We start from the raw sequence: 24,514 nt of genomic DNA, 5'->3' as shown, positions 1-24,514 counted from the left end.
GGACCTTCACCTATGACGACATACGACGCGGGCGAGGTCACGCTCGAAAAGATCCGCGAGTACGTCTGGGAGATCCCGCAGCAAGGGGGGATGCGCGTCCCCGCGCGCGTCCTCGCCAGCGAGAAACTGCTCGACGAGATCAGCGACGACAAGACCCTCGAACAGCTGAAGAACTCCGCGCACCTCCCGGGCGTCCGCAAGCACGCGCTGTGCATGCCCGACGGCCACCAGGGGTACGGCTTCCCGGTCGGCGGCGTCGCCGGCATCGACGCCGAGGACGGCTGTATCTCGCCCGGAGCGGTCGGATACGACATAAACTGCGGCGTCAGAATGCTGACGACTCCCCTCGAGTACGACGACGTGCAGGGCCACGAGGAGGAACTGGTGAACCGCCTGTTCGAGGCCGTCCCGTCGGGGCTGGGCGGCGGCGGCGTCTACGAGGGGACCGTCGAAGACGTCGAAGCCATCCTCGAACGGGGGATGGACTGGGCGTTGGAGAACGGGCTCGCCACCGAGTCCGACCTCGAACACTGCGAGGACGAGGGGTATCGCCCGGAGGCCGACGCGAGCGCCGTCTCCGAGAAGGCCAAGAACAGGGGGAAGACGCAGGTCGGCTCGCTCGGGTCGGGCAACCACTTCCTGGAGGTCCAGCGCGTGACCGACGTCTACCGCGAGGACGTGGCAAGGGAGTTCGGCCTCGAACCGGACCAGATCGTCGTGCTCATCCACTGCGGGTCGCGCGGGCTCGGCCATCAGGTGTGCACCGACTACCTCCGGAAGATAGAGCAGACCCACGGCGACCTGCTGGCGGAGTTGCCCGATAAGGAACTGGCGGCCGCTCCCGCCGGGTCAGAGTTGGCCGACGAGTACTACCGCGCGATGTGCGCGGCCATCAACTTCGCGTGGACGAATCGACAGCTCGTCATGGACCGCACCCGCGACGTGCTGACCGACGTGTTCGACGTGGCACGAACGGACCTCGAACTGCTGTACGACGTGGCACACAACATCGCCAAGAAGGAGGTCCACACCGTCGACGGCGAGGACCGGGAGCTGTACGTCCACCGGAAGGGCGCGACGAGGGCGTTCCCGGCCGGTCGGCCCGAACTCCCGCCCGCCTACGCCGACGTGGGTCAACCGGTCATCATCCCCGGCAGCATGGGAGCGGGGTCGTACGTCCTCCGGGGCGGCGAGCGCTCGATGGACGAGACGTTCGGGTCGACGGCCCACGGGGCGGGGCGGTTGATGAGTCGAACGCAGGCCAAACAGGAGTTCTGGGGTGAAGACGTGCGCGACGACCTGCGCGAACGACAGCAGGTCTACGTCAAGGCCCAGTCGGGCGCGACCGTCGCGGAGGAAGCGCCGGGGGTCTACAAGGACGTAGACGAAGTGATCCGCGTCTCGGACGCGCTGGGGATCGGCGAACGGGTCGCCCGGACGTTCCCGGTCTGCAACATCAAGGGGTGAGGCGGTTCGAAAAGGCGAGGCCGCTCACCCGCCGTTCCACCGGTCGAGCCGCGTCCGGTTGCCGCTCTGGTTGTAGTAAATCGTAACGGTGTCTCTCCCGCTCACCCGCCGGCCGTAGGCGTTGCCGCTGCTCAACTGCGCGAGGTCGCCGGGTTCGACCATCGCCGTCTCGTTGCGGTTCGCCACCGCGGCCCACGTCGTCGTGGCGTCCGGCCCTTCGAACTCGATGCTGCCCGCTTCGAGCGCGTCGCCGCGGCTGTGGGTGACGATGAGCAGTTCGTTGCTCTCGACGTAGTCGTAGGTGAAGTTCGCCTGCGGCCCCTCCCCGGCGTCGGAGTCGACGACGAGGACGTTCAGACCGACGACCGCCGTCACGAGGATCGTCATCCCGACGAGGACGGCGACGCCGATAGACTCGGACATCGCGACCGTGTCGTCGTCGAGACTGCGCGACCCCATCCTGCTCGAGATATAGACAGACCACGTTAAATGCTGTTCGGCCCGTTATCATCGGGGAAAACCACCGCCCTCGGTGGAGACGCGGGGAGGGACCGCTCCGACGAGGGGAAGACACATGTCGGTTCGGGTCACAGCGAACCGTATGATAGACGAGACTGTCGAGGAGATCGAGGAGATGCAGACGCACGGCTCCTCGGTCGTCGCCATCAAGGCGGCGGAGGCGTTGCGGACGCTGACCGAACGAGAGTTCCCCACCGTCGAGGAGTACCTCCGCACCCTCGACCGCAACAGCAACGCCCTCCGGCGGGCGAACCCCTCGCACGCGTCGCTGTACAGCACGCAGCACGAGATCGTCGAGACGGTGACCGACGCCGACCCCGCCGACGTCTCGACGGCGAAACGGCTCACGCTCGAAGCCATCGAGTCGGTCGTCGACGAGGTGGAGTCGGCGAAAGAGCGCGCCGCGGCCCGCGCCGCGACGCTCATCGCGGACGACGACGTGCTGTTGATCCACGACTACTCCTCGACGGTCATGACCGCGATCGACGACGCGCTGGCGGCCGGTCACTCCTTCGAAGTGTACGCCACGGAGTCCCGGCCGCGGTATCTCGGGCGGAAGGCCGCGCGGAAACTCGCCGAGCGCGACGGTGTGGACGTGACGCTCGTCGTCGACAGCGCCGCCGGTCACTTCATGCCCGAGTGCGACCGCGTCGTCGTCGGCATGGACTGTATCGTCGAGGATATGCTGTACAACCGGGTCGGAACGTATCCCATCGCCACGGCGGCCAACGACACGGGCGTCCCGATGACGGTGGTCGGTGCCGACTCGAAGTACGTCGACGGCGCGTTCGCCTTCGAGAACGAGTTCCGCTCGCCGTCGGAAGTGCTGTTAGAACCGGCCGAGGGATTCGACGTGGCCAATCCGGCCTACGACGCGACGCCGGTCGAGCTACTCGACTCGGTCGTCACGGACGAGACGATTCACGAATACTGAAGAGAGGGCCGGTCGGTTATCGGTCACTGACGACTGTCTCGCACTCGGGACAGCGCAGAGCGCGCTCGTCGCCGGTGCGGTCGACGGCCCAGTTCTCCCCGACGTGGCTCTCGTGACCACAGGCCGGGCAGAACAACACGCCCTTGCGCCGCCGCTGGCGCGGCCGCTCGGTGTCGGCGGCGTCTACCGCGCGAGTTTCGATGGAGGTCATCGACTAGAGGGACGCACCGCGGCCGGAAGTATTTGTTGGTGAACTGTTTAATCATTCACTGAAGACGCCCCCGTCCCCCACCGAAGACCGTTAACGAATTCGTGATATGTCTTCTCGGGGCGCGGTTACATGTACATTCGGTCGTCCGGCGTCTCCTCCGCCTCGGCGGCTTCGATCCGCTCGGCGAGCGCGCGGTACTGCGCCTCGACGTTCGCCGCGAAGGCCTCCAGCGGTTCGGTGTCGACCTCGATACCGTGGGTGCGAGCGAGCGCGTCCACGAGGCGAATCGCGGCGGCGGCGTCGGGAGCCTGCGGGTGGGCGGGCGTCGTGAAGACGCCGACGGGACGCTCGTCGTCCTCGATGCCGCGGGCGACGAGTTCGGCGGTGACGCCGTCTAAGAACCCGGTCCCCATCGAGCGGATGTCGGTGTCGGCGAGGTAGCGGTCCCGGTAGTCCTCGGTGGCGATGTAGAACGGGACGTGGTCCTCCGGCCCGTGCGCGACGGGGACGCCCGAGAGAATCGTCAGGTTCGTCGGCGACAGGTCGGCGTAGAGGGCGTCGACGGCGTCCGCGAACGGCTCGGCGGTCTGTACCGGGACGAACCGCTCGCTGATGACGACGCCGAGCGAGGCGTCGGCGTGAGCGTACACCCGGGTGTGGTGGCGCGGAACGCCGTTCTCGAACGGCGTGATCAGCGGCGGCCCGCCCCCTTCGAGGTGGCCGACCTGGGTCATCGACAACTGGTCGATCAGGTAGTCGACGGCGGTCAGACCGGCGAGTCCGTACTCGCTGAACCCGAGGACGAGCGTCTCGATCTCGGGCGGTTCGGCTGTCGCTTCGAAGCGCGGCGTCCGCGTCTCATCTGTCGCCATACCGAACAGTCGCTTCCTGTCGGCTAATCGTTTCGGGAGGGGAACCCTTTTTTCGTGTGACCGTGGACTGTACGCCATGCGTTCCGGCCACGTCCGGTTGTTTCAGGGGGACGGGACCGCGGCCCCCACGCCCACGGAGACCCCCGCGGAAGTGACGCAGACGCTGTTCTCGTGGCTCCCGTTCCACATCCCGACGTGGGCCGCGGACCTCCTCGCCTCTATCGTCGTCATCGCGCTGGCCTACGGCGTCTCTCGACTGCTGGTCCGACTGCTCGGTCGCCGGGTCGCTCAGCAGTTCCGCCGCCCGAGCCTCACGCGGACCGTCCTCCGGGGGATACGCGTCGCCGTCTACATCTTCGCACTGCTCACCATCATGGGCATCTACGGCCTGGAGATCAGCGACATCGGGCTCTCGGTGGCCGTCTTCTCGGCCGTCATCGGTGTCGTCGTCGCGCCCATCGTCGGCAGCTTCATCTCCGGGGTCTTCCTGCTGGCCGACCAGCCGTACGAGATCGGCGACATGATAGAGCTCGCCGACCGCGAACAGACCGGCTTCGTCGAGGACATCACGCTCAGACACACCAAGGTGTTCACGCTCGACAACACGTTTCTGGTCATCCCGAACGGATCGATGCGGGACCGCGACGTCGTCAACTACTCCGCGGAGGACCCCCGGACCCGCCTGGCGCTCGACGTATTAGTGACCTACGAGAGCGACATCCCCGAGGCGCGGTCGCTCATCGAGCGGGCCGCGCGGAACGTGGACAACGTCATCGAGGGCGGGCCGAACATTCGCGTGGGGGCCGCCCGCTATCCGGCCGCGCCGACGGCGTACATCAACAACTTCGGCGACCACGGCGTCCTCCTGACCGTCCGCTACTGGGTGACCGAGCCGTACAAACTGCTGGCGACGCGCTCGAAGGTCCAGACCAACGTCTGGGACGCCCTGGAGGACGCCGACGTGGAGATCGCCTACCCGCACTCGCACCTGTACTTCGACGAGACGAGCGGGGAGATGCAGGTGTCGGTGGAGAACCGCGACCGACTCGCCGGGCGGCCGCCGGCCGACGCGGCGAGGGACCCGGAGCGGGACGTGCCTGCCGACGCTCAGTCGTCGGAGGACCGCGACGACGGCGGTGAGTACCGCGAGGGCTGACTGTCCGGGCTGACGGTGACCACGTCGCAGTCGAGTTCGTCCCGGAGGTAGTGCTCGATGTCCGGGTCGTCCACGAGGCGGCGGATCATCGACCGCCAGCGGCCCACCTGCTTGTCGCCGATGACGACCACGTCGGCGTCCTGCGCGGCGACCTCGTCGAGGATCGTCTCCTCGACGAGCATCCCCGAACGGACGACGTAGCGCGTCCGGGGCAGATGACCGAACTCCCGCTCGACGGCGCTCTTCAGTTGCGAGCGAGACACGTTGTGCCCGCCCTGATAGAGGTTGACGTGCAGAACTGTGAGGTCAGCGTCCTCGTCCTCGGCGACCTCGACGGCCGCTGCGAGGGTCGCACGCGAGTTCTCGGAGAGCGGATACCGGACCGGGACGACGACCTGTGGCATCGACGGAGAGTTCGACGGCGGGGGTTAAATCCCTAGCGACGCACCACGCGGCCGGTCACCGACGCGTCGATGCCCTCGCCGCGAGCGTAGTCGGCGAGCACCTCGTACTGGAGGTCGTGGGCGGCGACGCGGTGGGACTCGGTCAGCGTCGGGAACTCGACGGTCGTGTGCAGGAGGTACTCCGAGGTGGCGAGCGTGTACGTCTCCCCGTCTGCTACCGGTTCGCCGCCGACGCGAAGCCGTTCGACGGACTGCCTCTCGCGGTCCCAGACCAGTTCGAGGCCGCTGACGTGGGCGTGCCACCACTCGGGGTCGCCGTGGTCGACCACGCGGCCACTGGCCTCCCGGCAGATCGCTCGGAGTTCCGCGCCCGTGACCTCGGCGACGACGACCGGTTCCTCGAAGGGGACGACCGAGACGAGGTCCGCGACGGTCACGTCGCCCGCGAGCGGCGACTCGTCGCGCCGGATGCCGCCGCCGTTCTGGAGGCCGACGTCCGCGCCGGTCGCCCAGCGGTAGGCGTCGGCGACGACGTTACCGATGCGGCTCTCGCCGCCGTAGGCGTCCGCCCGCTCGCACGAGATCGGGTCCTCGACGCGGGCGACGACCTTGTTCAGTCCCGTCTCGGCGAGGCGGCCCTCGACGGCCGACGCGACCGACTCCAGTCGCTCTCCCTCGTCGACGGCCCGGAACTGGGCGGTCGGTCGCGCGCCGCCGAGGTCGACGTCGACGACGGCGTGACCGTTCGACCCCGGGCGCGCGAGTAGCGTGCCGTCGACGCGGTCGATCCGTCGCTCGTGGACGTGCCCGCCGAGGATCACGTCCGCGTCACAGCGGCGCGCGAGTTCGTCGTCGTCCCGCCCGAGGTGCGAGACGACGACCACCAGTTCGGCGCCCTGCGCTCTGAGCGCGGCCGCGGCGTCGGCGACGGCGGCGAACGGGTCGGCGAAGGTCAGCGGCTCGGCCGAGGGGTTGGCGGCCCCGGTGGCGGTGTTGGTCACGCCGACGAACCCGACGGCGGTGCCGGCCACCTTTCGCAGCGCCCGCGATTCGGTCTCGTCGGCGAGGAATCGGTCGCCGTCTCGTCGGACGTTCGCGGTCAGCCACGTCTGCGGGGAGCGTTCCACGATTTCGCGCGTGGCGTCGAGTCCGTGGTCGAAATCGTGGTTGCCGAAGGTCTCGAAGTCGGGTTCGACCGCCGCGAAGAAGTCGAGCGACTGCCGTCCCTCCGTCACCATCGAGAGGACGCCCGGCGCGGTGTCGTCGCCGCTGCCGACGAGCAGCGTCTCGGCGTCGTTCAGCGAGGTCAGCGTTCCGGCTAACCGCCCGATTCGGTCGGGGTCGTCGTGGGCGCTCTCGACGTCGGAGTAGTGGAGGAGGCGAGGACCCATTACCCGCCGTAGGGGCCCGCTCGACAAATCGGTTCCGCAGTGAATTAGGCGTTCGAACCCGACCCGTCCGTATGGAAGAACGCACTGGACCGGACGGCGAGACGCTCTTCGTGGACCGCGAGGACGGCGACATCGGGACGAAAGGGCCGTTCTACACCGTCTACGTCGAGACCGACCGCGAGCGGCGCTGGGGCTACTTCTGTGGCAACTGCGAGACGTTCAACAACGCGATGGACGCGATGGGACGCATCCGCTGTAACGAGTGCAGCAACCTCCGGAAGGCCGAAGAGTGGGACGCGGCCCACGAGTGAGCTGGTAACCAGCCGATAATTATAGAGACGTTGTCAGGTGTAAACGTTTATACCACCCCCACTGGTAGGCCCTAGCAGATGGGGGTCGTTACCACATCCCTCGGCGAGCGAGCCCAGTCGATTTTCGACGACATCGGGTACACCGTGTCGCGAACAGAGTCCGGTCTCCGGGCCGAACACAAGTGGCGTGACGTCCACGTCACCGTCGTCGAAGACAGCGAGACACTTCCGGAGACAGGGGAGTTGCGCTGTTTCGTCACGTGGGCGGCCGACGCGCCCGACCTCCGCCGACGTCTCGGCGGTATGGACGTAGCGTACGACTGGGCCGTCATCGGCGTCCGCGAGGACGGCGGCTACGACGTCGTTCACCCGTAGCACCTTAGGGCGACGGGTCCAACCGTCGGGCGTGCAAGCCAGCGTCGTCGTCTCCGCGCTCGAACAGTTGCTCGGTAGCATCCGCGAGACGCTTCCGAACGTCCTCGCGGGACTCGTCTTCCTGACCATCGCGGCGGTCGGTATCAAACTCGTCATGCTCGCCGTCAGGGCTGTTCTCCGACGGGCACTGCCGGGCGAAGCCCCGGTGTATCGGCAGTTCATCGCCAGCCTCGTCCTCGTGTTCCTCTGGTTCGGCGTCGGTCTCTCCTTTCTCTCTATCGTCGGTCTCACCCTCGTCGCGGCGTCGCTCGGGACGGCGACGGGCTTTCTGGCATTGGGCGTCTCCTACGCCCTCTCCGATATGATCGCCGACGCCGTCTCCGGCGTCTACCTCCTGCGCGACCCGGATTTCAACCCCGGCGACACGGTCACGGTGAAGGACACCACCGGCGAGGTGCTCGCCATCGAACTGCGCAAGACGCGCTTCGACGTGGACGGGAACGTCGTCGTCAGAGCGAACGCCGACATCGAACAACAGTGGACGAAAGTACGTGCCGGCGATTGAATCTGCGGTTCACGCGGTGTCCCACCGTCTGACACGCGATACTTATGTTCGCTGACGACGAACACGGGGGTATGTTTATCGGCCACGCCCTCCTCGCGTTCGCGCTCGTGGCGCTCGGGGCCAGACGGTTGGACGTACGCCCCGAGCGCGCGCTCCAGTTGGGCGCGGTGGCCGGCCTCTTCGCCGCTGTCCCGGACGTAGACGTGGTGTACGCGCCCGTCGGCTTACTCGTACAATCGGTGGGGACGCTCAGCCCCGACGTGTTCTGGGAGACGGCCAACGTCGTCCATCGAGGGCCGACCCACTCGCTCGTGATGGGCGCGGTCCTCGCGCTGGCCGTCGCGCTCTGGGCCACCGAAAATCAACAGTGGCGCGCGCTCTCGCTCGCGCTCGTCGGTTCGCTCGCCGCGGTCGCGACCCTCGTCAGCGGCGTCGTCGGGGGAGCGGTGGTCCTCGTCTTCGCCGTCGCCGGGCTCGGCGTCGGTGCGTTCGCCGCCGACCGCTTGGAGATCGCCCCCCAGCCGCTGTTCGCCGTCGCCGCGGTGGGGCTGTTTTCTCACCCGTTCGGCGACGTATTCACCGGCGGCCCGCCGCCCTTCCTCTACCCGTTCGACGCGACGCTGGTCGCCGAGCGCGTCCTGCTCCATCCCGACCCGACCGGGCACCTGCTGGCGGCGTTCGCCGTCGAGCTCGGGACGGTCTGGCTGGCCGTCTGGACCTTCGCGCGCCTCTCGGGCTATCAGCTGCCCGCGCTCGTCCACCCGCGGGCGGCACTGGGCGCGGGGTACGCCGCCGCCGCCCTCTTGCTCCCGGCCCCGACGCTCGAACAGTCCGCGCACTTCGTCTTCAGCGTCCTCGCCATCGGCGTCGTCGGCGCGCCGGTGCGCCCGTTCAGGCACGGCGTCGACTGGCTCGAGACCGTCGTGACCGGCCTCGCGGCCGTGACAGTCGCGGCGGTGGCCTACGCGCTGGCCTACGGCGTGCTGTAGGGCGATACCGGCGATAGTGTTTTCCACGTCCGCCCGTACCTGATTGACATGAATCGCGACGTGACCGCGCTGTTGCGCGACCGGCGGGCCAACGCGCTCCTCGCGTGGCTGGTGGTCGCGCTGTTGCTGACCGTCGTCGCCGGGAGCGCCGTGAAGGGGCAACTGCTCTGGGCCGCCTTCGCCGCCGCCGTCGCGGCGCTGGCCCTGCTTCCACCCGTGTTGCTCTTGAACCGTCACGCGATGCTCCCGTGGGAAATTCTCCTGCTCGCGGCGCTGCCCGTGGTCGGCCGCGTGTTCGCCACGCTCTCGGTCACGGGGAACCTCGCCACGTACCTCTCGGTGGCGGCCATCGCGCTCATCGTCGCCGTCGAACTCCACGTCTTCACGCCGGTCCGGATGACGCCCCGCTTCGCCGTGGTCTTCGTCGCCGTGACGACGATGGCGACCGCCGGCGTGTGGGCCGTCGTCCGCTGGGTCGCCGACCAGACGCTCGGGACGACGTTCCTCCTCGACCCGGCGCTCACCGAGCACGCCATCGAGGAGGCCGTGATGTGGGAGTTCGTCGCCTCGACCATCGCCGGCGTCGGGGCCGGGGTCGTCTTCGCGTACTACGTCCGCCGGGAGATCGGGACGACGCGGGTCCCCGAGGAGGTGCAACCGGAGCTATGAGGGTCCGGGACTACCTCGGCATCAGCGACCGCCGCCAGCGTCAGGCCTCGCGCGCGATGACCCTCTCGATGGTCGCCATCTTCGTCGTCGGCGTCTGGACGGGCAACACGGGAATCATCGTCAACACGGCCGTCGGCCTCGCGGTCACGCAGATCCCGCCGCTGCTGGAGCGCGACTACGGCATCGCGCTCGACCCGGCGCTGACGCTGTGGATAACGTCGGCCGTCTTCCTGCACGCGGTCGGCGTCATCGGCATCCCGTGGTCCCCGACGAACTTCTACGCCAGCGTCCCGGGGTGGGACCACGTCACGCACGCCCTCTCGTCCTCGCTGGTGGCCGCCGTCGGGTACACCACCGTCCGCGCGCTGGACCGCCACACCGAGGAGATCTACCTCCCGCCGCGCTTCGTGTTCGTGTTCATCCTGCTGTTCGTGCTCGCCTTCGGCGTGCTCTGGGAGGTCATCGAATTCGCCATCGGTCTCCTCGCCGAATCGACCGGCAACTCGGCGGTCCTCACGCAGTACGGCCTGCGCGATACGATGCTCGACCTCGTCTTCGACACCGTCGGGGCCGTCGTCGTCGCCGTCTGGGGGACCGCCCACCTCACCGACGTCGTCGGCCACGTCGAGGGATGGCTCGGACAGCGGACCAGTTAGCTCGAAAGACTGAAAGTACAGACTGTCCACTTCGAGGGCAAGCGATGGAACTGCGATACGAGGCCGACGACGGCGAGACGTTCTACGAGGCGTACCTCGGCGACGCCCTCGAGATGGACGAGGTGATCGCCGACGGGGAGATCGACCTCGTCGTCACCTCCCCGCCGTACAACATCGGCAAGGAGTACGAGGAGGTGATGGCGCTCGAGGACTACCTCGATTTCACGCGTCGGTGGATGGGGCTCGCCGAGCGGACACTGGCCGCCGACGGCTCGTTCTGGCTCAACGTCGGCTTTCGGAAGGAGTCGGACGGCCGACAGTACGTCCCGTGGGAGTACGACATCTATCCCATCGTCCGGGACGAACTGGACGTCTCGCTGGTCCAGCAAGTCGTCTGGCACTACAAGGCGGGCGTGAACTGCCGAAACCGCTTCTCGCCGAAGAAGGAGACGTGGCTCTACTGCGTCGCCGACTTAGACGACTACACGTTCAACCTAGACGAGGTGCGCGTCCCGGCGAAGTACCCGAACCAGAAGAAAGACGGCGAGCTGAAGGTCAACCCGAACGGGAAGAACCCGGGCGACGTCTGGGACATCCCGAAGGTCACCTCGGGGACGGACAGGGCGTCGCCGGAACGCACCGACCACCCCGCGCAGTACCCCGAAGCGGTCATCGAGCGTATCGTCGAGGCTAGTTCCGACCCCGGAGACGTGGTCCTCGACCCGTTCCTCGGCAGCGGAACGACGATGAAAGTGGCCCGCGACCTCGGCCGGAGTTGCATCGGCTTCGAACGCGACGAGGAGTACGTGGACGACATCGTCCGCGGCCGCGTCTTCGACGACTACGAACCGCCCGCGGACGACGACGCGCAGATGAGCTTAGACGAGTTGACGTAGCCCACCGGCCGCGCCGATCGCTCGATAGCCCCAACGGTTACAAAAACCGCAAGCCAACATCCGAGTATAGCACCGGGTCGCGACCGTTCGGTCGCGGCAACGGTGTTAGAACACACCCATGGTATTCAAGAAAATCACGCTGATCGGGACGAGTTCGGAGAGCTTCGACGACGCTGCAGACGACGCCATCGAGCGCGCGGAGCGGACGCTGGACAACCTGAAGTGGGTCGAAGTGGACGAACTCGGCGTCGAGATCGCGAACGCCGACGGACGGGAGTACCAGGCGGAAGTGACCGTCGCCTTCGAACTCGAAGAGTAGACTACGTTCGGAACGACTCGCCGCAACCGCATTCGCTGACCACATTGGGGTTCTCGACGTGGAACCCCGCTCCTTGTAGACCGCCTTCGTACGCGAGGACCGACCCCTCAATGTAGTCGATGCTCGCGCCGTCGACGAACACGCGAAGGTCGTTGCGCTCGAAGACGGTGTCGCCGTCTTCCGGTTCGTGCTCGAAGCGCATCCCGTAGGAGAGCCCCGCGCAACCGCCCTGCTGGACGAACAGACGCAGGCCGGCCACGTCCGTGTCCAGCCCCTCTCCTTCCAGCAGGTCCAGTGCCTCCGCGGCGGCCTCCTCCGTGACGCCCACGTCCGAGCCGCCGAGTTCAGGTTCACCGTCCTCTGCGGTACTGCTCATACGGATACCTGTGCTCCCGAGCGTGTTAACCCTGACGCCGGTGGGCGTCCCGACCCGGCTCTCGCGGTCGGCGACCGTTCACTCCGTCTCGCCGTCGAGCCCCTCGCTGAACTCCTCCTCGGCGAGGTTCTGGAGGACGCTCTTGGCTTCCGCTCGCGTCCCCTCGCTCATGCCGTCGATGGCTTCGACGCTCTGGCCGCCGCTGTAGGCTCGCCGTATCGCCTCTAGATTGAGCTCGCCGTCCGCGTCGACCACGGGGAGTTCGAGGTCGCTGAACTTCTCGGGCGGGAAGCCGCCCTTCGCTACCACGAAGTGGTCCGCGATCTCGGTGAGTTCGTCCGTCTCGAAGTCGCTCAGTGCCGGGGCGTCCCACGGCTCGGTCGTCACGGAGTCGTAGGAGACGGTCGCGGCTTCGTATGCTGTCACACTCGTTCTGTTCGCTCTCCGCAAAAAAGCGGAAAGCTTGCGCACGCTCCCGAGGAACGGCTCGCGGTTCGAGGGTCGGCTCAGTCGCCGATCTCGTGGTCGAACTCCTCGCTGGCGAGCCGCTGGATGATGCCCTTGACCTGTCCGACGGTATCGCTGTCGATACCGTCGACGGCTTCGACGCTGTGGCCGCCGCTGTAGGCCGTCTGGAGCGCGTTCAGGTTCAGGTTCCCGTCCGGGTCGACGACCGGAATCTGCAGGTCGCCGAAGTCCTCCGGCGGAAAGCCCGACGACGACAGCAGGTAGTGGTCGTCGATGGTCGAGAGGTCGTCCGTCTCGAAGTCGCTCTCGGACGGGGCGCTCCAGTCGCTTTCCGTCGTTCCCGAGTACGAAACCGAGTGCGCTTCGTAACTCGACATGGGCGACGCTACGAGCCGGCGGAGGCGAAAAAGCACACCTTGCGTATTCTGGAGCGCCGCTAATTCTGGAGCGTCGCTACTCGAACCGCTTGCGGACGCTCTCGGCGTGGCCCTCCAGCCCTTCGGCCTCCGCGAGCGTCGTGATCGTCTCGCCGATGTCCGAGAGCGAGTCTTCGGTGAGGCGCTGGACCGTCGTCGACCGGACGAAGGTGTCCACTGAGAGGCCGCCAGTGACCCGTGCAGCGCCGCCGGTCGGTAGGACGTGGTTCGTCCCGGCGGCGTAGTCGCCGGCCGCCACGGGGCTGTACGGGCCGAGGAACGCGGAGCCGGCGGAGGGGATGCGCTCTAAGAGTTCCTCGTCGTCCTCGGCCTGGATCGAGAGGTGCTCGGCGGCGTACTCCTCGGCGAACAGCACGGCCTCGCTCATCGACCGGGCGCGGAAGACGCCCGAGGCGTCGCTCTCGAGCGCCGCTCGAATCACGGCCTCGCGCTCGCGCTCGGCGGCCTGTTCCTCGACGGCCTCGGCGACGGCCTCGGCCACGTCCTCGTCGTCGGTGACGGCGACGACGGAGGCGTTCTCGTCGTGCTCGGCCTGTGCGACGAGGTCGGAAGCGACCAGTTCGGGGTCGGCGGTGTCGTCGGCGACGACCATGATTTCAGAGGGGCCGGCGAGGAAGTCGATGGCCACGTCGCCGCGCACCTCGGCCTTCGCCGCCGTGACCCAGCGGTTGCCCGGCCCGATGACGATGTCGGTGGCGTTGACGGTCTCGGTGCCGTAGGCCAGCGCCGCGATGGCCTGCGCGCCGCCGACCTGATAGACGGCGTCGGCCCCGGCGACGTGGATGGCCGCCAGCGTGACCGGATTCACCTCGTCGGCCGGCGGCGTGGCGACGGCGACGTGTTCGACGCCCGCGACCTTCGCCGGAACGACGCCCATCAGCGCGCTGGAGGGGTAGGCGGCGGTGCCGCCGGGCGCGTAGACGCCGGCGCTGTCGAGCGGCCGATAGCGGCGGCCCAGTTCTCGCCCCTCGAAGTCCTCGCGCCAGTCCTCGGGCATCTGTCGCTCGTGGAACGCTCGGATGTTCTCGGCGGCGTCCTCGATGGCCTCGCGCAACTCGTCGTCTATCTCCTCGTAGGCGCGCTCGGCGGCGTCGGTGATGTCGACGTTCCCCACCTCGACGCCGTCGAACTCGCTGGCGAAGCGCCGGAGCGCCACGTCGCCCTCCTCGCGGACCTGCGAGACGATATCGCGCACGTCGTCCCTGACGCTCTCGACGCCCGCGTCCCGGTCGAACAGCGCCGACCGCTCGTCGGGGCCGAGGTCGGCGATAGTGTGTACGTCCATGGACGCCGTTCGACGCGGGCGGAAAAACGGGTTTCCCTTCGTCGGTGCGCTAGCACCCAGGGTGGTTTTTGGTTCGAGGGCTACTGTGGCCGAGAACCAGAAAGCCCCCGACCGAGAGCGGTCGGACACCGAGAGACCGAAGGTCCCCCGAGCAATCGGGCGGCGAGCCGCCCGATGACCGCCCCTTTCAGACCACCCTGTAGCCGGCCGGGCAGCCGACACGGGTGGGACTGAAAGGGGCCGGGGCGCTCCGGGAACCCCGACGAAGCAAGCACGCGAACGCAGTGAGCGCGCGCAGCGAGTCGCGGGACCGGAGCGGGTCGGGGGCTTTCTGGCTGTTCGGATCCGTCACTCTCGCGACTCCATCGAAACCAGAAATCGCTTCGTTCGGAAAAACAGATGAGATCAGGCGGTCCACTCGTCGGGCTTGGTGTTGTAGTCGATGTCCGTCGCCGCGAGGTGTTCGACCTCGCTCCAGGGGACGTCCTCGACGGTGATCTCATCGCCGTCGTAGCGCAGGCGCTTGCCGACCTCCTCGGGTTCGGGTTCGCGGTCGCGGCGCTTGGCGACTTCCACGTCGTGGTCGTCGAACTCCTTGACGATGGTCAGGAGGTTCACCGGCCGGCCCCACAGTTCGAAGGTGCGTTCGAGGACGTCCGCGGCCTGCTTGGTGTCGAGCATCACGCCGTTGTACTGGTGGGCCAACAGCAGCTCGTTGCGGTTCTGGTAGTTGCCGTCCTGGACGACGACGGTGGGCTTGCCGAAGTTGGTGAACTGCAGCATCAGCTTCTTCTTGACGTCCTCGTGGTCCGTCGAGGTCACGCGGTAGTCGCCCGAGGCGTGGGTGTACTCGTAGGTGAAGTAGTCGTTGTCGTCGACGAACTCCTGGGTGAGGAACTCGTCTAAGAAGGTCACGTCGTTGTGGCTCTCGCGGATCTCGCGCATCCGCTCCCAGCCGCGGGTGTAGTCCACGTCGGCGAGCGCCTCCTCGACGCTGTCGTACCGAGAGTCGTCGAACATGTACCGCGAGACGCGCTCCAGTTCCTCCTGGCTGACACGCGAGACGAACCCGCGGTACTGGGGCTTGACCAGGGAATAGTGGCGCTGTGCCAGTCCCTCGTAGGTCAGCACCTTCCACGGGTACTTCTCGGCGTCGAGGTCGCCGTTCCGAGCGCGTTCGAGCGCCTCGCCGTCCACGCGCGGGTCCTCGGGGTCGAGTTCGTCGAGGTGTTCGACCACGTTCTGCAACCACGCGGGCGGTTCGAGGTGGTCCTGTACCTCGGTGAAGTCGACGACGTCGTGGAAGGTCCGCCAGGTGACGCCGTCGACGCGGAGCAGGCGGTCGACGACCTCACGGCGGTTCTCCGTGTTCTCGACGTACTCCCAGATCTCCAGTCCGAGCTTGTAGGGGTTCAGCCCCGGCGACCCCAGCACCCGGGCCATGTGGTCGGCGTAGAGGACGAACTCGTCGTCGCCGGCGAAGCGCTCACCGGTCATCATCAGCGACTCCCAGTAGGCCGCCCAGCCCTCGTTCATGACCTTCGTCATCTTCTGGGGGGCGAAGTAGTACGCCTCCCGGCGCAGGAGTTCGAGTATCTCCGCCTGCCAGTCCGCCATCTCGACGGCCTTCCCGGCGTCCTCGTCGTAGGCCATCCCGTGCTTGCGCAGGAAGCCGAGCACGTCCTTGTCGGGCCGGGCGGGGAAGGTCACGCCGTCCTCGTCGTCTTCCTGCGCGTCGAGCCACTCGTCGTCGAACACCTGTCGCTTGACCTCGTCCGAGAGGTCGAGCTCGTCCAGCTGGTCGACCACGTCGACGCCCTCGATGTCCTCGAAGTGCTCCGCGGCCGTCTCGACTGGGCTGTACGGCTGGTGCTGGTCGATGTTGTCCTCCAGACAGAGGACGTGGTCGATGAAGCGCTCCACCTCGCCGCGTTCGATGTCGGGGTCCTGCATGTACTCCCGGATCGTGTCGCCGTGGCGCGCGAGCATCCCGGCGGCGTCCGGGCCCCTGTCCGGGCCGCCCTCCGTCGCCTCGCTGGCGGCCCGCGGCGGGGCCCCGTCGCTGAACATCTTGAACCAGCGGTTGTTGGCGAAGAAGTCCGCGTGGGCCTCGACGTGGGTGATGACCGCCTTCTGGTCGGCCAGCGTGTTCGACTCCTGGAGGAAGGCGTGGGCCGGATCGTCGTTGTTGACGATCTCGAAGGCCTTCCCGCCGAGGAACTGCCCCTGCTTCTGCTGGCGGTCGTACTGCATCCCCCAGCGCCAGTGGGGGTAGCGCTGCTGGAACCCGCCGTAGGCGATGAGCTCGTTCATCTCGTCGTAGTCGACGACCCAGTAGTTCACCGGGTAGGGCGTCAGCCCGAGCTTCCGGGCGAGATTGCCGGCCTCGTCGACCGGCTCTTCGAGGTCGTCGGCGATGCGCTGCTTGGCGAATCTGTCGTCTTTGCTCATCCCTCTTCCTCCGTGCTGAGTATCTCGTAGATGGCGTCGATGACGTCCTCCGGCGAGGAGACGTACGCCACCGCCACGTTGTCGCTGTCGCGGAAGCTCCGCTCCACTTCCTCGGCGTGGGTCGCGTTGATGGCGTTGCCGCTGGGCTGGGTCTCCACGTAGGCGTGGAGGTTCGCCGGGATCTGCTCCATCATCGGGATGACCTTCTCCTCGGTGTCGTTCGAGGAGTTCTCCGAGTCGCCGGCGGCGAAGACGTAGCGGTTCCACTCGCTCCAGGGGTACTCCTCTTCGAGGATGGCCGCCGCGAGGTCGTAGGCGCTGGAGATGCGCGTCCCGCCGCCGGAGCGGATGCCGAAGAACTCGTCGCGGTCGACCTCCCAGGCGTCGGCGTCGTGGGCGATGTAGACGAACTCGGCATTGTCGTACTTCCCCTGGAGGTACCAGTCCAGCGGCGTGAACGTCCGCTCGACGAGTTCGCGCTTCTTCTGGCGCATCGACCCGGAGACGTCCCGGATGTTGACGACGACGACGTTCTTCTCGCGCTCCTCGACGATCTCGGGGTAGCGGTAGCGCTCGTCCTCCCGGCGGAACGGAATCTCCTGGACGCCCTCCCGGCGGATGCGCTGTGGCGTGTCCGTCTGCTCGACGTTCGCCTCCATCTCCTCGATGGACGCCCACGTCGTCTTCTCGTCGTCGGGGACGTCCTCGTAGGCGTCCTCTATCCACGCCTTCGAGACGACGATGTTCCGCTCGCGCGCCCACTCGAACACCGTCGCCGGTCCCCAGCCGTCGACTTTCAGCGCCTCGCGGACGTAGTCCTCGTCGAAGTCCATCGCCAACTTGCGCTTCAGGCCCTGCTTGAACAGGCGCTCGAAGTCCAGCGTCGAGGACGGCCCCGTCCGCGTGATGTCCGTGAAGTCGCCCTCCGTCTCCTCGATGACCTTCTTCCCCTTCGGGTCCAGGTCGAGGCCGAGTCGCTCGTCCAGTTCCTCGGCGAACTCCTCGGGGTCCATCTCGTAGTACTCGTGTTCGCCGCCCTCCTCGCCGGGCTCGCCGTCCTCGTCGCCGTCGTCGCCGGGCTGGGGCTGTGGCTGGCCGACCGGGTCGCCCGGTTCGGCCCCCTCGCCCTGCCCGACGCCGCCCTGGTCTCGCTGGTCGTAGGCGAACTCCGGCAGGTCGACTATCTTGATAGGGATGCGGACCTCGTCGCCGCGCGAACCGCCGAGGTCGCCGTACTGGATGAACTCGGCGAGGTCCTGTCGCCGCTCCTCGCCGATCTCGCGGTACCGTTCGAGGTCGTCTTTCAGTCCCATCTGTAACTCACCTGGCTCATGACGTGTCGGCTGGTCAGCTCGGCGGTGGCCTCGCTGTACCCGCGCATGTCGACCATGTTCTCGACGGTCTTCTCCTTGAGGCGGGCCGTCTCGGTCCCCGACGGCGGGTTGTCCCACTGCCGGGGGTCGAAGTCCTCGTAGGTCCGCTTGACGTCGTCCCAGTCGTGGCTCCCGAGGACGGTCTTGATGACCGGGATCTCCTTGGGGGAGACGTCGCCGACGCGGAACTCCTCGTCGCGACGCTGCCACGCGTGGCGGTTCAGCGCCGTGATGATCTTGTCCGTGCGGAACGCCTCAACGGCCTCGTCGGGGTCGTTGTCAGCGTAGTTGTCCTCGTCGAACCGGCCGAGGTGCTCGATCTCGAACACCTTCATCTTCAGCGGGTCCGGGTCGACGTACTCGCCGCGGGCGTTCTCTATCTGCTCGTCGCTGGCCCACGCGTAGACGTGTTCGATGTACTCCTCGACGGTGGACTCGTCGACGCGCTTATCCCGCATCATCGCGTCCAGGACGTCCCGCTCCTGCTCGCCGAAGACGTGGTTCTTCACGGGGACGACGCGCTCCTCGTACTCGCCGGCCTCCGCCGCCGAGAACACCGGCGCGTCGCCGAGCCCCTCCGCGATGGCGTTGAGGACGTCTCGCGGCATGATGACGTGTTCGACGGGTAAGTCGGGGTGGTGGCGGTCTTGCGTCTCGTGGAGCAGGTCGGCGACGATGTCGCGGACGTAGGTCACGGGGATGCCGTGGTCGCCGTCGGCGTCGGTCTTCTCGACGTCGTAATCGTCGATGTCGACCCGCTCGTCGCCCTCCATCAGGTAGCCGCGGTCGAACAGCAGCGCCTTGTCGACGAGGTCCAGCCCGTTCGGGACCGGCGCGGCGTCGAGCCGGGAGACGACGGCGTACAGCGCCGCCGCCTCGATGGTGTGGGGGGCCAGTTCCTTCTCCGTGGCCGTCTCGGCCTCGTCGCGGACGGCGACGGTCACCGGCTCCTGAATCCACGTCTCCAACTCCTCCCAGGAGTCGGGGTCCCAGACGCTCGTCTCGTTGGTCAGCTCCCGGCGGAGCAACTGCGCTTCCAGCGAGAGGTTCGTCAGGTACGTGAACTCGTGTTTGTCCAGCCGCCGTTTCAGCGCCTTCAGCGGGTCCTGGCCCTCGCGCTCTGCGTGCTGATTCAACTGGGCTTCGAGATCGGGGTTCGAGATGATGACCAGTTGCGTATCGACGTCCATCCCGATGCCCTTGTCGAGCTTGACGCGGCTCTCGTCGGGCACGTTCAGCAGTTTCTGGAGCAGGTCGGCGTGCTGGGCGGCGTCCTCGACGACCGTCAGCAGGCCGTTGCCCTGCGAGAGGACGCCGTCGTAGGAGAACGCCTGCGGGTTCTTCCGGCCCCGCGAGTCGAGTTCGCGGAGCATCCCGTGCATCCACGACCCGACCAGCCGCTCCTTGGGCGTCCCCTCGTCTTCGGAGTGGAGGACGCCGATACCGCGGCCGATGTCGACGACGAAGTTCTTCACCCGGAGGTGGCCGGGGTCCGTGACCGCGGAGAACAGGTCCTCGGCTCCCTGCCTCCGGTACTGCTCCTCTAAGTAGTCGTAGGCCTCTCGCGAGAACGGGTCTAAGTCGCCGTCGACGTGGATCTCGATGTGGTCGTCCAGTTGCTCGTTGATGGCGGCCAGCAGGTCCGCGCGGACGTCCTTCGGGAACACCGTCAGCGGGTGGACCTGCACCGGGCTCTCGTACCAGTCGTCCTCGTCCTCGACCGGCACGTCCCCGTAGGTCAGGGCGCTGTCGCTCCCGCCCGCGCCGGCGACGTTCCACTCGACGGTGTAGCGCCGGCCCTCGGGCGTCTTCGAGTACTCCCGCAGGCCGTTGATGAGACACCGCTTGAGCTCGGACTTGCCGGTCGCCGTCGGCCCTTCGAGCCAGACTATCTTCTCGTCTTTCCCGCGCCCGGCGGCGATGGAGCGCAGGTCGTCGACGAAGGCGTTCAGCACCTCCGTGTTGCCGAGGATGGCGTGTTCCCCGTCGTTGTGCGGGTCGTCGAAGAAGCGGTAGCGCTCCTTCTCCTCGCCCTCCTCGATGACGGTGCGCGTCCCGGCCGCTTCGATGGCCGCAAGCAGGTACTTCGAGGCGTGGGCGGCTATCTCGGGCGTCTCGAGCACCGTGTCGACGTACTCCGCGAGGCTCATCGGGGCCTCGTAGGTCGCATCGAGCGACTCGTCCGCCCGGCCGATGTACTCCTCGCCGTTCATCTAGTCCTCCATCTCGCTCTTGGCGACCTCCGCGCCGGCGAACTCGAGCACTTCGCGCGCGCCCTCCTCGGAGTAGCCCTGCTCGATGAGCGCGTCGATCCACTGGTTGCGCTCGTCGTCGTCCATCTCGCCGCTCGAGACCAGCGCCGAGAAGTTGATGTTGTGCTTCTTGTCCTCCCAGAGCTTGCGCTCTAAGGCGCGGCGCAGGCGGTCGTTGTCCTGCGGGTTGAACGTGTCGCCCTCGCGGGCACGACGGGAGACCCAGTTCGAGACCTCCTGTCGGAAGTCGTCTTTGCGGTCCTCTGGCAGGTTGAGCTTCTCCTCGACCGACCGGAGGAACTGCTCGTCGGGCTCCTGTTCGCGGCCCGTGAGCTCGTCCTCGACGGTGTCGTCGTCGATGTAGGCCATGACGTGGTCCATGTACTTCTCGCCCTGGCGCTGGATCTCGTCCATGTCGTAGGCCAGCGCGTGGCGCACGTCCTCGATGGCCCGCTCCTTGTACTCCTCGCGGACGAGTTCGAGGTAGCGGTAGTACTGGTCGAAGGACTCCTCGTCGATGGAGCCGTGATTTTCGAGGTTGCCCTCGAGGTGGTTGAACGTCGTCAGCGGCGAGAGGAAGTCGCGCTCGCGGTGCATCGAGTCCATGATGGCCTCCGAGATCTCGTCGCCGATGAACCGCGGTGAGACGCCCTCCATCCCCTCGCCGATCTCGGCGGTCTTCGAGGCCTCGTCGCGGAGCTTCTTCACGTCGATGTCGTCGGCCTCGTCGATCTCGCCGTTGTAGGCTTTCGCCTTCTGGACGAGGTCGACGGACTCCGTGTCGGGTTCCTCGATGCGGGTGAGGACGCCGAACAGACCCGCCATCTCCAGCGTGTGCGGCTCGACCTGGATGTCCGGCAGGTCCGCGTTCCGGAGCATCTTCCGGTAGATCTTGGCCTCCTCCTCGTACTGGAGGACGTAGGGGAAGTCGATGCGCTTGGTCCGGTCGTTGAACGCCTCCATCTTCTCGTCGCCCTTCTTGTCGCGGTACTCGGGCATGTTCGTCCGACCGACGATGACCTGGTCGATGTCGATACGGGGGTTGTTCTTCGGCTTTATCGTCTGTTCCTGACTGGCGTGGAGGAAGTCGTAGAGGAACTCGCGCTGGAGCTTCAGCAGTTCCTCGCCGGAGAAGATGCCCCGGTTGGCGTTACAGAACGCGCCGGAGTAGTCGAACGCCCGCGGGTCGCTCTCGCCGTAGATGGCGATCTTCGAGTAGTTGACGTCGCCGGTGAGCTCGGTCTCGTCCTGGTTCTTCTTGTCTTTGGGCTCGAACGTCTCGATCCCCTGTCGCTGGTTCTCGTCGGCGACGAAGCGGATGATCTCGACGTGGTTCTCCAGGACGGTCTGTAAGTCGTCGTCGTAGTGGGCGAGCAGGCGGTCCATGTAGAACTCGCTGGCCGGGTCGAGCGCCTGCTCGTTGCGGATCGTGTAGGGCGCGTCGAGCTCCTCGTTGATGTCCTCGATGACCTTATCGCGCTGCTCCTGCGGGAGCAGGACCAGCGGGTCCTGGTTCATCGGCGACTGCACCACGTCGTCGGCCGGGTCCTGGTCGCCGACCACGTCGCAGAGGTTGGTCCAGCGGAACGTGTACATCCGGCCCTCGTCGCGGCGGGTGTAGTTCTCGTAGTAGCGCCGGGCCTGCCTGTCGAAGTCGGACTTCCCGGAACCGACGGGTCCCAGCAGCAGTTTGATGCGTTTCTCGGGACCCAACCCGCGCGCGCCGGACTTGACCTTGTTGACGAACTCGTGGATGGACTCGTGGACCTCGCGGCCGTAGAACGTGTTCTCGCCGTCGTGGAGGGGGTCCTCACTGGCGAGTTCGTACTCGACGACGCCGGCGTCCTCGTCGTAGCTCGTCCCGTAGTAGTCGAACATGTCCGCGACGCGCTGGTGGGCGTTCCGAGCGATGCGCGGCTCGTCGTACAGCTGTTCGAGATACCAGTCGAACGAGTGGGTCGTCCGCAGGTCCGCTGGTATCGTCTCCCGGTACTCCTGACTCAGTGCCTCGAGTGTCTCTTTGTTCTTGCTCATGCTATCTCTGTGAGTTCGGCACGCGGCGTGGGGGTGCCGGACCGGACCCAGTCAGTCGGTTGCCACCTCCTGTCGCTCCGTGTCTTCTCGCGGGCGGCCGTCACAGGACCCGCCGACGCAGGCCGATGAGTGTTCGGTGTCATGCGTGGTCTGGTCGGGTGGACGCGGGGACGGTCCCACCCCATTGGTAGCGGGTGACAGTGCGTAACTGTTTCCGATACTATTTATTACATGAGAACTCCACCACTAAGTACCTTTTCCCGACACACCTATACCACCGCCTCTCGGCACTCGTCTTTTACCCGCTAACACGGAGACGGCTCAGCCGAGGTGTGTCACCATCGGTCACGCCTTTCGCTCGGCATTTATATACCACCGCCGAATACGACCGCGGGCACCGCCAGCCGACAGAGTATTGGACGGCGGCGAGAACGCCTGGGTATGGACCTCGACGCGCTTTCCGACGACTGGACGGTGTGGAACGAGACCGACGAGAAACTCATCTTGGCGTACCGTCCGGACGTCTTCGACAGCGAGAACTTCCCGGCCCCCTGTCTCCCGACGATCTATCTCACGCGGGGCAAACGCACGCGCCGCCCCGGTGCCGACCGGACCGGCGAGGACTGGTACGTCACGCTGTATCTGGAACCCGAGGTGTCCCGCGACGCCGACTCCTTCTCCGACCGGGACGCCGCCGTCGAGGCCGCCGTCACGCTCGCGAACCGCTTCGCGTCGGGAGAGTTGGACTATCGAGCGCTGTATCAGGTCCCCCGCGAGGCGTACCTCGACGAACTGGACGATCTGACCGGACGTTCCTGACGCTTATCTGCCGCGCTGTTCTATCCCCGCTATGACCTCCGTGACGCTCGTCGGCACGCGCCTCGCCGAGGTGGGCGAGGAGTTCGTCTACCGCGGCGAGGCCGACGGCTGCGCCGGCTGTCCGTACCGCGACCAATGTCTCAATCTCACCCCCGGCCGCCGGTACCGCATCACCGGCGTCCGCGAGAGCGGACAGACCCTCGACTGCGCCGTCCACGACACCGGCGTCCGCGCCGTCGAAGTCGAGCCCGCGCCCATCCCCGCGAACGTCCCCGACAAAGGCGCGTACGCCGGCAGTAAGGCCTCGCTCGCTGGCTCCTGTCCGCACACCGAGTGCCCGAGCCACCAGTACTGCGAACCGATGGGCGCGGCGTTCGATACCGAGTACCGCATCGAGAAGATCGTCGGCGACCCGCCCCACGACTACTGCATGCTCGACCGCGACCTCACGCTGGTCGAACTCGAAGCGCCCGACGACGCCTGAGACGGCTCAGTCGAGTAGGCCGACGTGGTCGGCGGTGTACCCGAAGACGTCCTCGTAGCCCTCCGCGGAGAGAAGGACGGGGTGGAACGGCTCGTCGGAGACGAGCTGCTCCCCGTCGGCGGCGGCGATGGGTTCGCCCGCCGGGTGTTCCTCGAAGTTCCGGGCGTACACCTCGTACTGGTCGGCCGCGGCCTTCGGGATCGGGTCGCCCAACCGGAACACCGGCAGGGACTCGCGTCTGGCCGGTAGTTCCCCGTCGGTGACGCCCGTGGCGGCGAGGAACTCCCTGATGACCTGCTCGGCGTTCGCCGCCGCTTCGGGCGACCCCTGATAGCCGCACTCCACTTCGATGGTCCTGGGCGCGACGGAGAAGATCCGCCCCTCGCTGGCCGCCTCCGTCTCGACGACCGCGTCGACCGACAGGTTCGGGAGGACGTCCCGAAGCTCCGGCGACAGCTCCTCGACGAGGGCGAACATGCCGTCGTAGGACTGCGTCGAGTGGAGGCCGAGGACGGTACAGCCCCGGAGCTCCGCGGCCAGTTCCGCGGCCAGTCGCTCCTCGTGGAGCGCCGAGTCGGGGTCTCCCGGGAACGCTCGGTTCAGGTCGGTCTCGAGGTAGCGCTCCCCCGCTTCGAGCGCCTCCTCGTTGGCGACGATAAACTTCACCGGGCGCTTCACGGACGGCGGGTCCGCGAGGATCGCCTCGATGGCGTCCGGGCCGCACGGTTCGTCGCCGTGAATGCCGCCGACCACGACTACTTCGGGCGCTCCGTCGCCCAGTTGTTCGACTCGCATTTGTCG

27 protein-coding genes are annotated in these 24,514 nt (G+C 67.1%); 13 read left to right on the top strand and 14 right to left on the bottom strand.

The window, feature by feature from the left end; genetic code table 11:
- The first annotated feature begins 12 nt into the window (after nt 1-12).
- On the top strand, nt 13-1,467 hold the full coding sequence (locus tag EGH23_RS05845) for an RtcB family protein (RefSeq protein WP_220579057.1): 1,455 nt from the start codon (nt 13-15) through the stop codon (nt 1,465-1,467).
- Between the two features lie 24 nt (nt 1,468-1,491).
- Here EGH23_RS05845 and EGH23_RS05840 read toward each other — a convergent pair whose 3' ends face one another.
- Nucleotides 1,492-1,926, bottom strand: a complete 435-nt coding sequence (locus tag EGH23_RS05840; protein WP_236044617.1) for a type IV pilin N-terminal domain-containing protein — start codon at nt 1,924-1,926, stop codon at nt 1,492-1,494.
- 142 nt (nt 1,927-2,068) lie between these two features.
- Here EGH23_RS05840 and EGH23_RS05835 point away from each other — a divergent pair, with 142 nt between their 5' ends.
- On the top strand, nt 2,069-2,920 hold the full coding sequence (locus EGH23_RS05835) for an eIF2B alpha/beta/delta subunit family protein (RefSeq protein ID WP_220579056.1): 852 nt from the start codon (nt 2,069-2,071) through the stop codon (nt 2,918-2,920).
- 16 nt (nt 2,921-2,936) lie between these two features.
- On the opposite strand, the gene EGH23_RS05830 is transcribed toward EGH23_RS05835, so the two are convergent.
- Complete coding sequence (locus EGH23_RS05830) at nt 2,937-3,131, bottom strand: DUF8106 domain-containing protein (protein ID WP_220579055.1); 195 nt, start codon at nt 3,129-3,131, stop codon at nt 2,937-2,939.
- 125 nt (nt 3,132-3,256) lie between these two features.
- The gene (locus EGH23_RS05825; RefSeq protein ID WP_220579054.1) at nt 3,257-4,003 is read right to left on the bottom strand and encodes a proteasome assembly chaperone family protein; all 747 of its coding nucleotides are present in this window, start codon (nt 4,001-4,003) and stop codon (nt 3,257-3,259) included.
- A gap of 76 nt (nt 4,004-4,079) precedes the next feature.
- On the opposite strand from EGH23_RS05825, the gene EGH23_RS05820 reads away from it, so the two are divergent.
- Complete coding sequence (locus EGH23_RS05820; RefSeq protein ID WP_220579053.1) at nt 4,080-5,159, top strand: mechanosensitive ion channel family protein; 1,080 nt, start codon at nt 4,080-4,082, stop codon at nt 5,157-5,159.
- On the opposite strand, the gene EGH23_RS05815 is transcribed toward EGH23_RS05820, so the two are convergent.
- Nucleotides 5,111-5,563 carry a universal stress protein gene (locus EGH23_RS05815; protein ID WP_220579052.1) on the bottom strand — a complete coding sequence of 151 codons (453 nt, stop codon included), beginning with the start codon at nt 5,561-5,563 and terminating at the stop codon, nt 5,111-5,113. The two genes, EGH23_RS05820 and EGH23_RS05815, sit on opposite strands and share 49 nt — an antisense overlap.
- A gap of 32 nt (nt 5,564-5,595) precedes the next feature.
- Complete coding sequence (locus EGH23_RS05810; RefSeq protein WP_220579051.1) at nt 5,596-6,954, bottom strand: bifunctional metallophosphatase/5'-nucleotidase; 1,359 nt, start codon at nt 6,952-6,954, stop codon at nt 5,596-5,598.
- A 71-nt stretch (nt 6,955-7,025) separates the two neighbouring features.
- Here EGH23_RS05810 and EGH23_RS05805 point away from each other — a divergent pair, with 71 nt between their 5' ends.
- The 8 genes from EGH23_RS05805 (at nt 7,026) to EGH23_RS05770 (ending at nt 11,734) form a co-directional block, all read left to right on the top strand.
- Nucleotides 7,026-7,265, top strand: coding sequence for a DUF5816 domain-containing protein (locus EGH23_RS05805; protein WP_220579050.1), 240 nt, complete (start codon nt 7,026-7,028; stop codon nt 7,263-7,265).
- 78 nt (nt 7,266-7,343) lie between these two features.
- A complete protein-coding gene (locus tag EGH23_RS05800) occupies nt 7,344-7,640 on the top strand; it encodes a DUF7116 family protein (RefSeq protein ID WP_220579049.1) in 297 nt (98 codons plus the stop codon).
- A gap of 31 nt (nt 7,641-7,671) precedes the next feature.
- Nucleotides 7,672-8,205, top strand: coding sequence for a mechanosensitive ion channel domain-containing protein (locus EGH23_RS05795; protein ID WP_220579048.1), 534 nt, complete (start codon nt 7,672-7,674; stop codon nt 8,203-8,205).
- A gap of 71 nt (nt 8,206-8,276) precedes the next feature.
- Nucleotides 8,277-9,194 carry a metal-dependent hydrolase gene (locus tag EGH23_RS05790; protein WP_220579047.1) on the top strand — a complete coding sequence of 306 codons (918 nt, stop codon included), beginning with the start codon at nt 8,277-8,279 and terminating at the stop codon, nt 9,192-9,194.
- 48 nt (nt 9,195-9,242) lie between these two features.
- Nucleotides 9,243-9,863 carry a hypothetical protein gene (locus EGH23_RS05785; RefSeq protein WP_220579046.1) on the top strand — a complete coding sequence of 207 codons (621 nt, stop codon included), beginning with the start codon at nt 9,243-9,245 and terminating at the stop codon, nt 9,861-9,863.
- Nucleotides 9,860-10,519, top strand: coding sequence for a DUF2238 domain-containing protein (locus EGH23_RS05780; protein ID WP_220579045.1), 660 nt, complete (start codon nt 9,860-9,862; stop codon nt 10,517-10,519). The genes EGH23_RS05785 and EGH23_RS05780 overlap by 4 nt, the downstream gene beginning before the upstream one ends.
- A gap of 44 nt (nt 10,520-10,563) precedes the next feature.
- Complete coding sequence (locus EGH23_RS05775) at nt 10,564-11,415, top strand: DNA-methyltransferase (RefSeq protein ID WP_220579044.1); 852 nt, start codon at nt 10,564-10,566, stop codon at nt 11,413-11,415.
- Between the two features lie 118 nt (nt 11,416-11,533).
- Complete coding sequence (locus tag EGH23_RS05770; RefSeq protein WP_162315911.1) at nt 11,534-11,734, top strand: dodecin; 201 nt, start codon at nt 11,534-11,536, stop codon at nt 11,732-11,734.
- 1 nt (nt 11,735) lies between these two features.
- Here the strand turns inward: EGH23_RS05770 and EGH23_RS05765 are convergent, their stop codons facing one another.
- From EGH23_RS05765 to EGH23_RS05730, 8 genes are all read right to left on the bottom strand, one after another.
- Nucleotides 11,736-12,110: a HesB/IscA family protein gene (locus tag EGH23_RS05765; RefSeq protein ID WP_220579043.1), complete on the bottom strand. Its 375-nt coding sequence runs from the start codon at nt 12,108-12,110 to the stop codon at nt 11,736-11,738.
- 78 nt (nt 12,111-12,188) lie between these two features.
- Nucleotides 12,189-12,536: a hypothetical protein gene (locus EGH23_RS05760; protein ID WP_220579042.1), complete on the bottom strand. Its 348-nt coding sequence runs from the start codon at nt 12,534-12,536 to the stop codon at nt 12,189-12,191.
- Nucleotides 12,537-12,616: 80 nt separating this feature from the next.
- Nucleotides 12,617-12,955, bottom strand: a complete 339-nt coding sequence (locus tag EGH23_RS05755; RefSeq protein ID WP_220579041.1) for a hypothetical protein — start codon at nt 12,953-12,955, stop codon at nt 12,617-12,619.
- Between the two features lie 76 nt (nt 12,956-13,031).
- Nucleotides 13,032-14,300: a histidinol dehydrogenase gene (gene hisD / locus EGH23_RS05750; protein ID WP_220579040.1), complete on the bottom strand. Its 1,269-nt coding sequence runs from the start codon at nt 14,298-14,300 to the stop codon at nt 13,032-13,034.
- A gap of 405 nt (nt 14,301-14,705) precedes the next feature.
- Nucleotides 14,706-16,751 carry a SpoVR family protein gene (locus EGH23_RS05745; protein WP_220579039.1) on the bottom strand — a complete coding sequence of 682 codons (2,046 nt, stop codon included), beginning with the start codon at nt 16,749-16,751 and terminating at the stop codon, nt 14,706-14,708.
- Nucleotides 16,748-18,064, bottom strand: coding sequence for a YeaH/YhbH family protein (locus tag EGH23_RS05740; RefSeq protein WP_220579038.1), 1,317 nt, complete (start codon nt 18,062-18,064; stop codon nt 16,748-16,750). The genes EGH23_RS05745 and EGH23_RS05740 overlap by 4 nt, the downstream gene beginning before the upstream one ends.
- Nucleotides 18,055-20,337: a PrkA family serine protein kinase gene (locus EGH23_RS05735; protein ID WP_220579037.1), complete on the bottom strand. Its 2,283-nt coding sequence runs from the start codon at nt 20,335-20,337 to the stop codon at nt 18,055-18,057. The genes EGH23_RS05740 and EGH23_RS05735 overlap by 10 nt, the downstream gene beginning before the upstream one ends.
- The gene (locus tag EGH23_RS05730) at nt 20,338-22,410 is read right to left on the bottom strand and encodes a PrkA family serine protein kinase (protein WP_220579036.1); all 2,073 of its coding nucleotides are present in this window, start codon (nt 22,408-22,410) and stop codon (nt 20,338-20,340) included.
- Nucleotides 22,411-22,851: 441 nt separating this feature from the next.
- On the opposite strand from EGH23_RS05730, the gene EGH23_RS05725 reads away from it, so the two are divergent.
- Nucleotides 22,852-23,229: a DUF5820 family protein gene (locus EGH23_RS05725; protein WP_220579035.1), complete on the top strand. Its 378-nt coding sequence runs from the start codon at nt 22,852-22,854 to the stop codon at nt 23,227-23,229.
- Between the two features lie 31 nt (nt 23,230-23,260).
- Nucleotides 23,261-23,713 (top strand): UPF0179 family protein, encoded by a 453-nt coding sequence (locus EGH23_RS05720; RefSeq protein ID WP_220579034.1) that lies wholly within the window; start codon nt 23,261-23,263, stop codon nt 23,711-23,713.
- Between the two features lie 6 nt (nt 23,714-23,719).
- Here EGH23_RS05720 and EGH23_RS05715 read toward each other — a convergent pair whose 3' ends face one another.
- Complete coding sequence (locus tag EGH23_RS05715; protein ID WP_220579033.1) at nt 23,720-24,508, bottom strand: M14 family metallopeptidase; 789 nt, start codon at nt 24,506-24,508, stop codon at nt 23,720-23,722.
- Between the last annotated feature and the right edge of the window lie 6 nt (nt 24,509-24,514).

This window comes from Haloarcula nitratireducens (assembly GCF_019599505.1).
This window is presented reverse-complemented; position numbering and strand designations above follow the sequence as displayed.